The 13688-nt window shown below is 45.6% G+C and carries 20 protein-coding genes; 12 read left to right on the top strand and 8 right to left on the bottom strand.

Annotation, left to right across the window (positions count from 1 at the left end; all coding sequences use genetic code 11):
- The first annotated feature begins 140 nt into the window (after positions 1-140).
- Positions 141-932 (top strand): GNAT family N-acetyltransferase, encoded by a 792-nt coding sequence (locus ATG71_RS08865; protein ID WP_098439272.1) that lies wholly within the window; start codon positions 141-143, stop codon positions 930-932.
- 36 nt (positions 933-968) lie between these two features.
- On the opposite strand, the gene ATG71_RS08860 is transcribed toward ATG71_RS08865, so the two are convergent.
- Positions 969-1529: a biotin transporter BioY gene (locus ATG71_RS08860; RefSeq protein ID WP_034765532.1), complete on the bottom strand. Its 561-nt coding sequence runs from the start codon at positions 1527-1529 to the stop codon at positions 969-971.
- A 166-nt stretch (positions 1530-1695) separates the two neighbouring features.
- Here ATG71_RS08860 and ATG71_RS08855 point away from each other — a divergent pair, with 166 nt between their 5' ends.
- Complete coding sequence (locus ATG71_RS08855) at positions 1696-2028, top strand: hypothetical protein (RefSeq protein WP_098439271.1); 333 nt, start codon at positions 1696-1698, stop codon at positions 2026-2028.
- A 39-nt stretch (positions 2029-2067) separates the two neighbouring features.
- Here the strand turns inward: ATG71_RS08855 and ATG71_RS08850 are convergent, their stop codons facing one another.
- Both ATG71_RS08850 and ATG71_RS08845 read right to left on the bottom strand, forming a co-directional pair.
- Positions 2068-2310: a DUF2584 domain-containing protein gene (locus tag ATG71_RS08850; protein ID WP_098439270.1), complete on the bottom strand. Its 243-nt coding sequence runs from the start codon at positions 2308-2310 to the stop codon at positions 2068-2070.
- Positions 2311-2336: 26 nt separating this feature from the next.
- On the bottom strand, positions 2337-3119 hold the full coding sequence (locus ATG71_RS08845; RefSeq protein WP_098439269.1) for an alpha/beta hydrolase family protein: 783 nt from the start codon (positions 3117-3119) through the stop codon (positions 2337-2339).
- Positions 3120-3306: 187 nt separating this feature from the next.
- Here ATG71_RS08845 and ATG71_RS08840 point away from each other — a divergent pair, with 187 nt between their 5' ends.
- The 3 genes from ATG71_RS08840 (at position 3307) to ATG71_RS08830 (ending at position 5934) form a co-directional block, all read left to right on the top strand.
- Positions 3307-4308, top strand: a complete 1002-nt coding sequence (locus tag ATG71_RS08840; RefSeq protein WP_098439268.1) for an ABC transporter substrate-binding protein — start codon at positions 3307-3309, stop codon at positions 4306-4308.
- Positions 4309-4376: 68 nt separating this feature from the next.
- Positions 4377-5153, top strand: a complete 777-nt coding sequence (locus ATG71_RS08835; RefSeq protein ID WP_098439267.1) for an ABC transporter ATP-binding protein — start codon at positions 4377-4379, stop codon at positions 5151-5153.
- A 19-nt stretch (positions 5154-5172) separates the two neighbouring features.
- Positions 5173-5934: an ABC transporter permease gene (locus tag ATG71_RS08830; RefSeq protein WP_483295335.1), complete on the top strand. Its 762-nt coding sequence runs from the start codon at positions 5173-5175 to the stop codon at positions 5932-5934.
- Here the strand turns inward: ATG71_RS08830 and ytkD are convergent.
- The 3 genes from ytkD to ATG71_RS08815 form a co-directional block, all read right to left on the bottom strand.
- Positions 5924-6397, bottom strand: coding sequence for an RNA deprotection pyrophosphohydrolase (gene ytkD, locus ATG71_RS08825; RefSeq protein ID WP_098439266.1), 474 nt, complete (start codon positions 6395-6397; stop codon positions 5924-5926). The genes ATG71_RS08830 and ytkD overlap by 11 nt on opposite strands.
- A gap of 95 nt (positions 6398-6492) precedes the next feature.
- A complete protein-coding gene (locus ATG71_RS08820) occupies positions 6493-6831 on the bottom strand; it encodes a hypothetical protein (RefSeq protein ID WP_034765509.1) in 339 nt (112 codons plus the stop codon).
- Between the two features lie 56 nt (positions 6832-6887).
- The gene (locus tag ATG71_RS08815; RefSeq protein WP_483295304.1) at positions 6888-7277 is read right to left on the bottom strand and encodes a phage holin family protein; all 390 of its coding nucleotides are present in this window, start codon (positions 7275-7277) and stop codon (positions 6888-6890) included.
- 205 nt (positions 7278-7482) lie between these two features.
- Here ATG71_RS08815 and ATG71_RS08810 point away from each other — a divergent pair, with 205 nt between their 5' ends.
- The gene (locus ATG71_RS08810) at positions 7483-7728 is read left to right on the top strand and encodes a DUF6154 family protein (RefSeq protein WP_060672906.1); all 246 of its coding nucleotides are present in this window, start codon (positions 7483-7485) and stop codon (positions 7726-7728) included.
- A 50-nt stretch (positions 7729-7778) separates the two neighbouring features.
- Here the strand turns inward: ATG71_RS08810 and ATG71_RS08805 are convergent, their stop codons facing one another.
- On the bottom strand, positions 7779-7961 hold the full coding sequence (locus tag ATG71_RS08805) for a hypothetical protein (protein ID WP_098439264.1): 183 nt from the start codon (positions 7959-7961) through the stop codon (positions 7779-7781).
- A gap of 157 nt (positions 7962-8118) precedes the next feature.
- Here ATG71_RS08805 and ytzI point away from each other — a divergent pair, with 157 nt between their 5' ends.
- Positions 8119-8298 carry a YtzI protein gene (ytzI, locus tag ATG71_RS08800; RefSeq protein ID WP_258264765.1) on the top strand — a complete coding sequence of 60 codons (180 nt, stop codon included), beginning with the start codon at positions 8119-8121 and terminating at the stop codon, positions 8296-8298.
- 42 nt (positions 8299-8340) lie between these two features.
- Here ytzI and ATG71_RS08795 read toward each other — a convergent pair whose 3' ends face one another.
- Complete coding sequence (locus ATG71_RS08795; RefSeq protein ID WP_098439263.1) at positions 8341-8814, bottom strand: S-ribosylhomocysteine lyase; 474 nt, start codon at positions 8812-8814, stop codon at positions 8341-8343.
- A 177-nt stretch (positions 8815-8991) separates the two neighbouring features.
- On the opposite strand from ATG71_RS08795, the gene yidD reads away from it, so the two are divergent.
- The 5 genes from yidD to ATG71_RS08770 all read left to right on the top strand — a co-directional run bounded on the left by yidD (position 8992) and on the right by ATG71_RS08770 (position 13687).
- The gene (gene yidD / locus ATG71_RS08790; protein WP_098439262.1) at positions 8992-9228 is read left to right on the top strand and encodes a membrane protein insertion efficiency factor YidD; all 237 of its coding nucleotides are present in this window, start codon (positions 8992-8994) and stop codon (positions 9226-9228) included.
- Positions 9229-9382: 154 nt separating this feature from the next.
- On the top strand, positions 9383-10312 hold the full coding sequence (locus ATG71_RS08785) for a metal ABC transporter substrate-binding protein (RefSeq protein WP_353616275.1): 930 nt from the start codon (positions 9383-9385) through the stop codon (positions 10310-10312).
- 125 nt (positions 10313-10437) lie between these two features.
- Positions 10438-11796, top strand: coding sequence for a cytochrome ubiquinol oxidase subunit I (locus tag ATG71_RS08780; RefSeq protein WP_098439261.1), 1359 nt, complete (start codon positions 10438-10440; stop codon positions 11794-11796).
- A gap of 18 nt (positions 11797-11814) precedes the next feature.
- Positions 11815-12846: a cytochrome d ubiquinol oxidase subunit II gene (locus ATG71_RS08775; RefSeq protein ID WP_098439260.1), complete on the top strand. Its 1032-nt coding sequence runs from the start codon at positions 11815-11817 to the stop codon at positions 12844-12846.
- Between the two features lie 118 nt (positions 12847-12964).
- Positions 12965-13687 (top strand): 3-ketoacyl-ACP reductase, encoded by a 723-nt coding sequence (locus ATG71_RS08770; protein ID WP_098439259.1) that lies wholly within the window; start codon positions 12965-12967, stop codon positions 13685-13687.
- Position 13688: the final 1 nt, after the last annotated feature.

The following is a 13688-nucleotide window of genomic DNA, read 5'->3' as shown; positions in this document are numbered from 1 at the left end:
TCATAAGTTTCCCTAAAAGATGAATTTTAAAACCACTACCATTTCCCTAATCATTTATTACGACCCATATAAAAATAACACTTTACTAAATATTACTAATTTTGGTATGATTATGATTAAATTTCACAGGGGGTATAGAGATGATCAGACAGCTTACAGAGAAAGATCATGACGTATGTCAGCAGCTCATTCAGCAGCAGCCTGCTGAGAACTTGTTCATCATCGGGGACATTGAAGCCTTTGGGTATGAACAGGATTTCCAGAAGATTTGGGGAGATTTTGATGAGGAAGGAAATCTCAGAGGGATTCTTCTCAAATACCGTGAAAACTTCATCCCTTTTTCCATGGGGGAATTTGACGCAGAGGGCTTTGCCGCCATTATCAACGAGACGGAAGACTACAGCATCGTTTCAGGACTAAAACGGATTGTCACTGAAGTTGAACCCTTTTTATCCAGGGAAATCCATTCGAAAAGACATATGCATTATGCCAAATGTGACAGTACATCCTCCATGGAAGACCGGGACCTGCCGCATGTGAAAGAAGCTTCTTTCACCGATTTACCGCAACTTGTGGAGCTATTGAACGCTATCCCGGAATTCAGCGGAGGAGACTTTACCGTAGAGAAGAGAAAGCATGGGATGGAAAAAGGGGTTGCCCGCAGTTATTATGTAGAAGTGGACGGAAAGTTCGTTTCTTCCGCTTCCACAACGGCGGAGAACAGCATGTCCGCCATGATTGTCGCCGTATGCACACATCCTGAATATAAGAAAAAGGGCTACGCCACCGGGTGCATGACAAAGCTTTGCCGTGACGTGTTAAATGAAGGAAAAGAACTATGCCTTTTTTATGATAATCCTGAAGCAGGAAAAATTTATAAGCGTATCGGCTTTAAAGATATTGGTTATTGGTCTATGTATAAATTCAAATAAAAAAAGTGGATTCCTAAAAATAGGAGTCCACTTTTTTTATGCTGCCACGTTCCGGTTCTGGATCAATTTCGCCTGTACCAATCGTTTTCTTACGGTGATTCCAATCCAGCTTGCCAGGAATGCTTTAATAAGTCCGACGACGATAAATGGATAAACCCCCGCTGCCATCGCCTGACTCCAGCCGAGATCCGCCACGAATTTCAGTTGGATGGTCCCAAGGATCAACGTGATGATCATGCCGACCGTGTTGGCGATCATCGCCATGGGAATCGTAAATCTCGTTTTTTCAAGAATGAGTCCCGTGAAGTAAGCCGCAATGATAAATCCGAAGATATAGCCTCCCGTCGGACCGACCAGGACCTGTGCTCCTCCACTGAAACCGGCAAACACCGGGACCCCTACCGCGCCGAGTGCCGCATAGCAAATCAAGGACAGCGCCCCGTATCTGCTTCCAAGAATCGTAGCCGTGATCCCTACTGCCAGGGTTTGGCCGCTGATGGGAACGAGTGGCAGTGGTATTTCAATCTGTGCGAAAATTCCTGTCATGGCAGCAAAGATGGCACAGTGAATGATCATCCGCAGTTTTTCTCCATTCATTTGTAAATCCCCCTTATGTATGTAAACTCATTATACTATTAAGTTTACACAAATCCAAAGAATTAAGGAAGCACCATTTCCATAAAAAAAGCGAAAAAAAATATCATGTTGGCGTACAAGCTTGAATATCTTTTGAGTATGTGCGGAATGGAAAAGGAGGAGACATATGAAGCGTCTGGCCGTATTAGTGTTATGTGTATTCCTATTGAGTGCGTGCGGGGAGAAGAAACCTGCATCATATGAATTATGCGGGTATGGGGATATGATGGTCGTAAACGATAAAGAGTATGTAAAGGTATCTGCCGAGAAGAAACTCACCCTTCAGGAAAAGGTTGGATCCATTAAAGAAAAGATCGAAACCAAGTATCATCCCGTCAATAATTTCACCGCCAACACGCTGGCGGAAGGTACCCCCATTTATAGCGTAAAAGATCACAAGAACTATCTGATCGCACAAACGAAGGATAACCGCTATCTACTATATGAGGAAATCAAATAAAATGGAAGGCTGTAAGCATGTGTTTACAGCCTTCCATTTTTAATTGGTGGAATTGAGGGAAATCAACCTGTAGACGATCGTCGTCTTCTCATCCTTCCACTCCATTTTTTCAATTCTTCCAAAACCACTCGGATTACTGTGCTTCGTTTTTTTCACATCTATGGGAACATGCATCGGATATAGGCGGTATCCGTCCTTTTGAAGCTGAAACAGATTCTCTTCTTTTCTCACTTCTTTTCCTTTTGTCACAATCATCGTATTCAATTCCAGACCCATGCCCATCTTTAATGACCTCAATCCTTTTTAGTTTATTGATTTTTCATCCATGAACAGAGGAGGGAAACGATCTCTTGATTCTTCCGGGGCGGAAAGTAGTGCGTAAACTCTTTGAAATAATGGGACGAAACCCTCTTCCCGAGCTCCTTCAATCTTTTTTCTAATCTATATGCATGCTCGACGGAAACGTTCTGATCTTTTTCCCCATGGATGATCAAGACCGGGGCCTCAAGATGTTCAAGTGAATACAGGGGAGTTCTCCATTCGTATCGTTCGGGCACTTTATTCGGACTTCCCCCGATCACCCTCTTCATCATTCTCCGCATGTCCTTTCGTTCATCATACGTCAAGAACATATCCGACACGCCTCCCCATGTGACGATGGACCTCACGTCCCTCGACTCGATCCCTGCCATCAGGGCCATGACCCCGCCCCTCGAGAAGCCGAATACATGGATACGATTCTTTGCGACCCGGGAATGATCTTTCAACAGTTCCACTCCTGCAACAGCATCCTCCCGGTCATCCCCGGCGAAATCCTCATTCCCTTCTCCCCCCAGGTTCCCCCTGTAATAGGGAGCAAACACGATGAATCCGTGTGATGCGAACTGAGCAATCCTGGCTGGCCTGACCATGCCGACACCTTTGATCCCTCCTCTTAAATAAAGGAAACCGTCGTATGTACCCTTTAAGACAGGCTCAGCCAATAAGCCCTTCACCCTCAGTCCCGAGGATATATAGGTGATTTCATATAATTCGACATGTGGGTTCGGAGAGGGAAACAACGTTTTCTTCACGATCATTCCGTTCTTCATATTCTCTTCCTTTCAAAACGTGCTATGGGTATTCACACATTTTTTATACTCTACATAGACTATTTTAGCAAATGGAAATCACGTTGCTTTATGACCATCCTACCCTACTGCCAGCTAAATAAACAAGGCAGAGCTGCACTCATCCCGACTACTGATTACCTGGAAAAAGTAAAGGAGGAAGATTGAATTGAAAAAATGGCTTCGAAGCGGTTTAGGAGTTCTCCTCATTCTCATATTGACCATCGGATTGACTGCCTGTGGGGAAAAAGAGGAGGCTGTCCAAAAGGTTCGTGTAGCGGAAGTGACCCGCTCGATTTTTTATGCACCTGAATATGTAGCGATCGAAAAAGGATTCTTTAAAGAAGAAGGTCTCGACATTGAGCTGACCACCACATGGGGTGGGGATAAGACGATGACCACCCTATTATCAAACGGTGCGGATGTCGCATTGGTGGGTTCTGAAACGTCCATCTACGTCCATGCTCAAGGGTCGGATGATCCCGTCATCAACTTCGCTCAAATAACCCAAACCGACGGTACGTTCCTCGTCTCCAGGGAAAAGGTGGAGAACTTCGAATGGGATCAGCTGAAGGGTTCAACCTTCCTTGGCCAGCGTAAAGGCGGCATGCCGCAAATGGTCGGGGAATTCGTGTTGAAGAATCACGGCATCGATCCGCAGAACGATTTAAATCTAATCCAGAACATTGATTTCGCCAATGTTGCCAATGCTTTTGCATCCGGTACCGGCGACTATGTCCAATTATTCGAACCGACCGCCTCCATCTTTGAACAAGAGGGCAAAGGACATATCGTCGCTTCCTTTGGCACCGAATCAGGGCATGTGCCATACACGACCTTCATGGCGAAAGACAGTTATATGAAAGAAAACAAAGAAACGGTGGAGAAATTCACGAAAGCCCTTTACAAAGCTCAGCAATGGGTGGCAGATCATTCAGCGGCCGACATCGCCAAAGTGATTGAGCCATACTTTGAAGATACGAAAGTGGACCTGATTGAAACGGTTGTCGACCGGTATAAATCACAAGGCTCTTTCGCAACAGACCCAATCCTGGATGAAGATGAGTGGAACAATCTTCAAGCCATCATGGATGAAGCAGGGGAACTCCCTCAGTCCATCGATCACAAAACGCTCGTAAACACTTCCATCGCTGAAAAAGCATCAAAGTAGCAATACCCGGGGGCTGACATATGTCAGCCCTTCCGTTGTAAAAAATTTGAAAATGGAGGCTTAAAACAGTGAACTTTCTATCGATTGATTCCGTCCACCACACCTACTTCTCACCGAAAACGGCCACCCATGCCCTCACAGACATATCATTGCAAGTAGGAGAAGGTGAATTCGTCTCGTTCATCGGTCCATCGGGATGCGGAAAGACGACGCTGCTTTCCATTGTTGCCGGCCTCATCAAGCCGACAGAAGGAACCGTCACCCTACACAATAAGCCCATAAGAAATATGAAGAAGAAACTGGGATATATGCTTCAGCAGGACTATCTGTTTCCTTGGAAGACGATTGAAGAGAACATTTTTCTCGGATTGGCCATTATGGGGAACCTGACAGAGGATAAAAGAAAAGAAGCACATGCCTTATTGAGGGAAATGGGTCTTGAGGGTGTAGAGACCTCTTACCCCCGGGAATTGTCAGGGGGTATGCGTCAACGGGTCGCACTGATCCGGACACTCATCACCGAGCCTCAACTGCTTCTCCTGGATGAACCTTTCTCTGCACTTGATTATCAAACGAAATTAAAGTTGGAGGATCTGGTGTTTTCCACTTTGAAATCCTTCGGGAAAACGGCCATCCTCGTCACTCATGATATCGGGGAAGCGATCTCCATGAGTGACCGCATCATTTTATTCGGTTCAAAACCGGGGCGTGTCCATATTATATTCGAGGTACCACAACTGTTAAAGGGATTGATGCCCTTCGAGGTCAGAAACCACGAAGCCTATCCGGAATTTTTCCAAACGATTTGGAAGGAGCTTGAGAACCTTGAATCAAGAATCGATTAAACAAAAACACCAGGAATACATTCAATCCTTGAAACGTGAGCAGCGATGGGTCTGGTTTTATCAAGCCCTTATCTTCACCGTCTTCTTCTCACTGTGGGAGATTGCCAGTCGGAACAGCTGGGTGGACCCCCTTATCTTCAGTTCACCTTCGAAGATATGGAAGCTGTTCATCGTGAAGTTGGGGGATGGGAGCCTTTTAGCCAATCTGTCTGTGACCCTGGGTGAAACCGTCATCGGGTTCATCCTCGGCACCCTGCTCGGGACACTGCTTGCCGCTTTACTTTGGTGGTCACCGTTTCTCTCGAAGGTACTGGACCCTTATCTTGTCATCCTGAACGCCATGCCTAAGGTCGCCCTCGGACCGATCTTGATTGTCGGGCTCGGACCGGGCTTCACGTCCATCATTGCCATGGGGACCGTCATCTCTGTCATCATCACTACCATCGTCGTCTATACTTCCTTTAGGGAAGTCGATCCGAACTACTTGAAGGTGATGCAGACATTCGGGGCGAAACGGGGACAGATGTTTAAAGAAGTCATCCTTCCCGCTTCCTTCCCTACCATCATTTCGACCTTGAAGGTCAATGTAGGGCTATCGTGGGTCGGTGTCATCGTAGGTGAATTCCTTGTGTCCGCCAAAGGTCTCGGATACATGATCATTTACGGATTCCAGGTCTTCAACTTCACCCTTGTCCTTCTCTCCCTTCTCGTCATTGCCGTATTCGCCACCATTATGTATAAGCTCGTGGAGCAGCTCGAGAAGAAATGGATCAAGTCATAAGATCGAGGTCCCTCACTCTTTTCAGTGCTGATTCCACCACCCGATCCTTCATAATGAAGCTAAAGGAAGGGTCTTCGTGAATGTGTGAAAAATCACCGTCCCAAAGCACGGATCCTTCTGTTTCCAGGTAATCATCTTTTTGGATCATCTCTTCTGCTTCCGCGAAGAAAATCGTTTTGACAAACGGAGTGTGATCAAACACCTTATATTCCCCAATAAAGAGAGGCTCTTTGATCACTCCCCCCGTCTCTTCAAACGTTTCGCGGACCGCAGCTTCCTCTAGGGTCTCCCCCTTTTCCCTCTTCCCCCCTGGAAACTCGAGACCCCTTTTTTTATGGCGGGTCAATAACCATCGGCCATTATAACGACAAATCACAAGGACATGGCAGGACTTCTGTTGAAACTGCCCCTTTTGAAAGGATAATTCCACTCTCTTTCCATTTTCATCTATAAACCGTTCCATCCAACATCACCTCATCCGTACACACTTTCTTTCATCTAACCACAAATAAAAAGCATTGGTCCACAGATATCACTTCTGAACCAATACTTTTATCATTACTCGTGATCTTCATGAGGCTTGGAGTCGAGGATGCCTATGCTTTCGATGAAGGTCTTGACGTCTTCATCCCCCAGCCGGTGAAGCATTTCATACACTTGATGCAGGTTTTCATCATAGGCATCATTTTCCCGGTCAAAATGATATTGAACATAAGGAACGTGAGCCCTGTAGAAATTTTGCCAGTCGACCGAATGATTGGAATCGAACACTTCCCGGAGCTGGGTGATTTCTTCATCGGTCGCAGATATTTTAAAGTTCCATTCGGAATCCGTCGAGCTTCTTGAAATTTCACCGGTGGCCACTTCAATATAATAATCATGTCGTTCTTCGCTCATCTTCCCACTCCTTCACTGTACTTATCCTTCATTTTCCTCAATTGACGGAATTCTATTCACTTGGATTTCTTCTTCAACACTTCAACCGCTTTTCGTAAAAATCCCGGTACAGGTACCCCGGCTCTCCCGACATTCTCAATGATTGAAATCAACTCATTACATAAATAAAAAATAATCGTCGCATTACGAATAAAGTGTTGATTTGTTAGTATAGTATCAATAAGGTGAGCAACGGTGACAAGCGAGAAAATCAGCACTTTCCGGCCGATCCCCTTTATACCGAATTTGCTTGAAAGCTTTCCTTCGATCCCGCTTGCAATCATCCCCGTGAAATAATCGAGGGTCACGGCGATCAACAGAAATGTAATCAACATGTCCCACTCTCCGAATAAATTAAGAATAAGGGCACTGAGTCCCGACCCAACGAACAGCAAGCTTTTCTCCAATGAAAGCATCTCCTTTTCGTAGTGGCTGGTTTATCGCAGACAACTTTTTCATCACCAGTGAAGCGACGACGCTAACGGCAGAACGCCTTTACGCGGTTAAAAAGTCCGATAAAAGGGTAAAGACAAATAAGAGTTGTCCTAGCATAATATGTAGAGTAATTCATAAACGTTCATGTTAAAATGGAACAAAAGGGAGGTGAAGTGCATGAAGTTGATCGAAGAGATTTATGAAATGTACCGTGGAAGAATCAAAGGTACCGACGAAGACTTAGACCTCATTGCCCTTACAATCTTAGAAGATACATCCAGGAACGAATTATTGGAAATGATCCAGGAAATGGAAACAGAAGAATTACAATACTTCTTCCGCTTATACATATTCGAAACATTGAAAGAAAAATGGTCCAACAGCGAAGAACGGGTGAGGTTGGAGAAGAAAAGTTTACATTAAAAAAATGCAAGTAAAAAGCGTTGCTCTGAATACCCGGAGCAACGCTTTTTTTAACCTTTTATATCCACTGCATGTCCTTTACTTGGATGAGGAGCAGGTTGACTGGCCTGCATATCCCTCATCATCACCGTAACCTGAGCTGTTTGAGTCGCCATCTGGCTCTTAAGCAGATTCATGCTGAGCGTCCTCTGAAGCTCTGCCACCTGTTTTCCCATCAGAGAAGACATTTCCATGGTAACTCCCCCCTCGCCTTTGATTATCAATATTGGTGCATACTATATTCAGAATAACAAACATCTAATGGAAAACATAGGAAACGTCATAAAATTGTTGTTTTTTCTCCTGAATGGCCGATCTTTCTATGGTAAAATAGTGAAAAAAGGGGGTTGCATGATGTCAATGACTCTAGTTCTGATTATTGCGGTTGTCATATGTATCCTGGTGATTTTCGTCAGTGCCCTTACCACGTCCAAAGCCTATACAACCGTTAAGCATACAGTTGATCCACTCGAAAACAATCCTCACCTCGAACAGATGAAACAGGACGAGGAAAAGGAACATAAAGAGTAAACAGTAAAAAACCACCGTTCAATCAAGAACGGTGGTTTTTCTTTATGCAAATACTTGCTTCAATTCTTCATTGCTCTGACTCAACCAGAAACGCATCAGTTTCTTGGCTCCTTCTAAATCATGAAGCTTCGCCTGCCCGCATTGCTTTTCATTGGCTGCAGGGATTTCTTCGATTTCTACCGCTTCTTTCATCGTCGCGTTCAACAGGTCGATGATTTCTTCCACTTTCGGCTCCCCGCTGACGACTAAATAATAACCCGTTTGGCAACCCATCGGAGAAATATCAATGATATCAAAGTGAGCATACGGCTCAGCATATTTCCGGATCGTGAAGGCTAATAAATGCTCAAGAGTATGAATGGAATCAGGCTTCATCGCTTGCTTGTTCGGCTGACAGAAACGGATATCAAACTTGTTTACAAGTCCGTCGCTTCCTACTTTATGGACACCACAATGTCTGACGAATGGTGCTTTCACTGCATTATGATCTAATTCAAAGCTTTCTACTGAAGGCATTAATATCACTCCCATTTAGTTTCTACTTCATAGTATAACGTAAATTCATAGTTATTTCATCAACTTAATCTGAATTAGGCGAAAATCCTATTTTCCCACCCGGGCTGACAAGTCAAAAGCTTTCAATCTCCCTTCAGATTCTGATATAGTAAAAGAAAATCAACGGGGAGACGAATCATGAAACAAGTATTGTTAGCCATATTCAAGATTTACCAGCGCGTCATCTCTCCACTCAAACCCCCTACCTGCCGTTTTTATCCCACCTGCTCCCATTACGGTGTCGAGGCCGTGAGCCGGTTTGGCGCAGTAAAGGGCGGCTGGCTTACGATCAAGCGGATTGTGAAATGCCATCCATTTCATCCTGGAGGAATCGACCACGTGCCGGAAGAATGGCCAAGGCAAAAAGATAAATGATTGGGACTGGCTCCAGATGGGGAGGCAGTCTTTTTTTTATAAAAACAATCCATTTATCTTGCTTATTCCCCCTATCGGTAGTAAAATAACCTTTGTGCTAAATCGTAATCATTACAGTTAAGAAACGAACACGACTTTAAAAGGAGGATTCCTCTTGAACTATATTCGCATGAGTTTTCTATTATTATTGATTTTCGTATTGTCTGCCTGCGGAGCCGAGTCCGGTCAGGACGACAAAAAGAAAGATGTATTAGAGATTTACACGACCGTCTATCCACTGGAGGATTTCACGAAAAAAATCGGCGGGGACTATGTGGATGTTGAAAGCATCTACCCTCCAGGTGCTGATGAGCACACCTTCGAACCGTCTCAGAAAGATATGATGAAGATGGCCGATGGGGACGTTTTCTTCTATGTCGGGATGGGCCTTGAAGGATTTGTTGAAAAGTCCAAATCATTACTAGAAAATGAAGACGTCACAGTGGTACCGGCAAGTAAAGGAATTGAATTGCCTCATGAAGAAGTGGCTGATGAACACGACCATGAAGACGGCCATCACCATGATGTGAACCCTCACATCTGGCTGGATCCCGTGTATTCGAAGGAAATGGCCAAGAATATCGCCGACACCCTCTCGAAGGAAATGCCCGAGCATAAGGATGAGTTCCAGGCGAATCTTAAAACGTTGTCAAGTGACCTGGACGATTTGGACGCTGAGTTCAAATCGATGGCAGACAACGCACCAAAGAAAACATTTTACGTGTCCCACGCAGCCTACAGCTATTGGGAAGAACGCTACGGACTTCAACAGAAAGCCATCGCCGGGTTGAATACCGCCAATGAACCGTCCCAGCAGGAACTGAAGAAAATCATCGAAAAAGGAAAAAAAGACAATGTTCAATACATTCTCTTTGAGCAGAACGTCTCTTCACGCCTGACAGAAGTCGTCCAAAATGAATTAGGTGCGAAGTCACTGACACTTCATAACCTATCCGTCCTTACAGCAGATGATCGAGAAAAGGATGAGGATTACTTTTCATTGATGAAAAGAAATATTGAAACGTTGAAAAAAGCATTGCAGTAGAATAAGTGAAAAGAGCAGCCCCGTGCTGCTCTTTTTTTAAACCCTCCCTCCTAAAAAACATGAATATTATTTTCCATTAAGTGGACAATAAGGAAATGTTAAAGACTAGTAAGGGAGATTTGAAAATGGATGAATTAGTAATCGCTCGTTCCATGTTTGGGGTCACAATGGGGTTTCATATCATTTTTGCCACACTTGGGGTGGGTATTCCGCTAATGATCCTCGTGGCCGAAATCATGTTTCAACGGACCAATGACCTTGATTATTCGGTCATGGCGAAGCGCTGGACGAAGGCGTTTGCCGTTCTATTAGGGGTGGGCATCCCAACAGGGACTATCGCCGGCGTTCAACTGTCACTCCTTTGGCCGGGGTTCATGGAAGTCATCGGGCGCGTCATGGCCCTGCCGTTTCAGATTGAAATTTATGCTTTCTTTGTGGAAGCATTGTTTATGTCCATTTATGTATATGCAGCGAGCCGAATCGCACCATGGATGAGGATCGTGAGCCTGGTCCTTGTTGCCATCGGCGGTCTTGCTTCAGCCGTACTCATCACCAATGTACATGCGTTTGAAGGAACGCCTGCGGGATTTGAAATCATAAACGGGCAAATCACCAACGTAGATCCATGGAAAGCATTCTTTAATCCTAGTTTCTTTGTGACAGCCGGACACGTGGCGTTATCGGCCTATGTAGTCGGGTCGTTTACGATTGCGACCGTATCCGCATTTAAAATGCTCCGGTCTTCTTTCGGATCAAGGATTTATGCCTTTCACCGCAAGTCCCTCATGATTTGCTTATTAGTCGGGGGTGTTTTCGCATTCTTGACCGCAATCAATGGACATGAATCGGCCCAAAAGCTCCATGAGTATCAGCCTGAGAAATTGGCAGCCGCTGAAGGACTGTTCGAAACCCAGACTCATGCTCCACTTTCCGTTGGAGGATTCACCGACCCTGTCACTCAAGAAGTAAAGTGGGGGATCGAAATTCCGTGGGCACTCAGCTTTCTTGCCGGGAACAGTTTCGATACGGAAGTGATCGGATTGAACGACTTCCCTGAAGAATATTGGCCGCCTTTATTCGTCCATACCCTGTTCAATGCGATGGTCGGGATCGGTTCGCTGCTTATCTTACTGTCACTGGTCGCCTATGTATGGAACAAGTTACTTAAAAAGGACCGATTCCCGAAATGGCTGATGTGGGCATTCGTTGCAGGGGGGCCGCTGTCGATCATGGCCATCGAATTCGGTTGGATCTTCGCCTGTACAGGCAGACAGCCTTGGACAATCTACCGTATTCTCAGTACGGAAGACTCGGTGACCACTTCAGGCAACTTAGGAACCCTTTTCATACTATTCGTTTCCGTTTATGCGATTTTGGCCGTTTCCGTCGTTCTGGTCCTGCTCTATTATTTCAAACGGAATCCGCCTGAAAAGGATATTAACAAAGCGGAAGCGAGTCACAAGGATATACCTTTATCAACTTAAACAGCAGGAGGTGAAGATATGACACAATCATTGATTGCCATCACGATTCTATGGGGATTCGTCTTTATCTATGCCGTCATGGCGACGATGGATTTCGGTGCAGGTTTCTGGTCGATGATCTACATCAATCATGACAAAACGAAAGCGACGAACATTGCCAATCGCTATCTGTCCCCGACCTGGGAGGTCACCAATACATTCATCGTCGCCCTGGTCGTCGCCGTGTACAGTATGTTCCCTGGAGCCGCCTATTCATTGGGAACCGTTCTACTCGTTCCCGGAAGTTTGATTCTGTTGCTTCTGGCCCTGCGAAGTGCCTTCCTTGTATTCTCTCATGTCGCAGATGACTACAGAAAGCCGCTGACCTACGTAACAGGGATCACCGGTTTATTGATTCCAGGCCTGCTCATCAGCGTACTGCCCATTTCCCACGGACCTTATATTGACTTCAGCGACGGACAGACCCTTCATCTGGGAAAATTGTTCACTAGTCCACATGAATATGCCTTCTTCGGATTTGCCGTCGCAAGTACGCTATTCTTGTCATCTCTGCTTCTCGCTGACTATTCCAAGGCTTCAAAGGAATTCGAAGCCTTTAAAGTATATCGCCGGGACGCTCTGATCATCGGTCCCATCTCGGTTGTCATGGCCTTTCTCATCATGTTCACCATGAAAAATGAGGCAAGATGGATTTACGATCGTATGATGGATGACCTGCCGATTTTACTCGTCTCCCTTCTCGGGTTCCTCGTCGCGGGAGGTGCTTTGTTCCTGCCGACGAATAAGGAAGGGATGAAAGGGATGCCCAGGGTGGCCGTCATTGCCGTTACCTTTCAATATGTACTGGCGAGTTATGTGTACGGTAGGGCACATTTACCTTATATCATCTATCCTGAGGTTACGATCCAATCGGGTTTTACCGATCCCAACTCCTTTAAGGCTGTATTCATCACCTATATCGTCGGGTTCATCATCCTGTTCCCTGGTTTCGTCTACTTCTGGAGTTTATTCATGAATGATAAACGGTATTTACGGCAAAAAAGTGAATGAGTGCGCTCCGGGACTCCCGGGGCTTTTTTTCATTCCGATCCGTCAGGTAGATTAGTTGCCTATCCGCACGGCTACACTTTACACTTACTGTAGAACCTTATGGAAAGGATGATGGATGATGGCACAAACGATTAAAGGCAAAACGGCTTATATTACGGGGGCTGCCCGGGGAATCGGAAAGGCGACTGCATTAGAGCTTGCCCGTGAAGGCGTGCATGTCGGGTTGATCGCACGTACAGAAAGTACCCTGGCACAAGTAGCGGAGGAAGCACGATCCCTTGGAGTGAAAGCCAGTGTGGCTGTAGCGGATATTTCCGATATGGAACAAGTGGTTACGGCCGTTTCAAAACTTAAAACTGACCTGGGGCCGGCAGACATCTTAATCAATAACGCCGGTATCGGAACGTACGGTCCCTTCCTCGAAATCGATCCGGAAGAATGGAAGCGGACCTTTGAGGTCAATGTATTCGGCACCTATTATGTCACCCGTGCCGTCCTTCCCCAACTGATCGAGAAGAACCGGGGGGACATCATCAATATCTCATCGAGCAGCGGCTTGAAAGGGACTGAGGGAAGCACAGCATACAGTGGGTCGAAGTTCGCCGTCCAAGGGATGACAGAGGCACTGATGCAGGAAGTGCGAAAACATAACATCCGTGTCATGACCCTGAATCCGAGCCTGGTGGCAACGGACTTGACCTTTGGAGATAAGCTTGAGGAAGCAGACAAAGAAAAGTATATGCAGCCCGAGGATTTGGCAGAACATATGGTATCCCAGCTGAAATTACACCAGAGGATCTTCATCAAACAATCCCTTCAGTGGGCGACGAATCCGTTTTAAA

It is taken from the genome of Bacillus sp. es.034 (assembly GCF_002563655.1).
GTDB lineage: Bacteria > Bacillota > Bacilli > Bacillales > Bacillaceae_B > Rossellomorea.
Note: the sequence above shows the minus strand (reverse complement) of the source record. Positions and strands in the feature narration are given on the sequence as shown.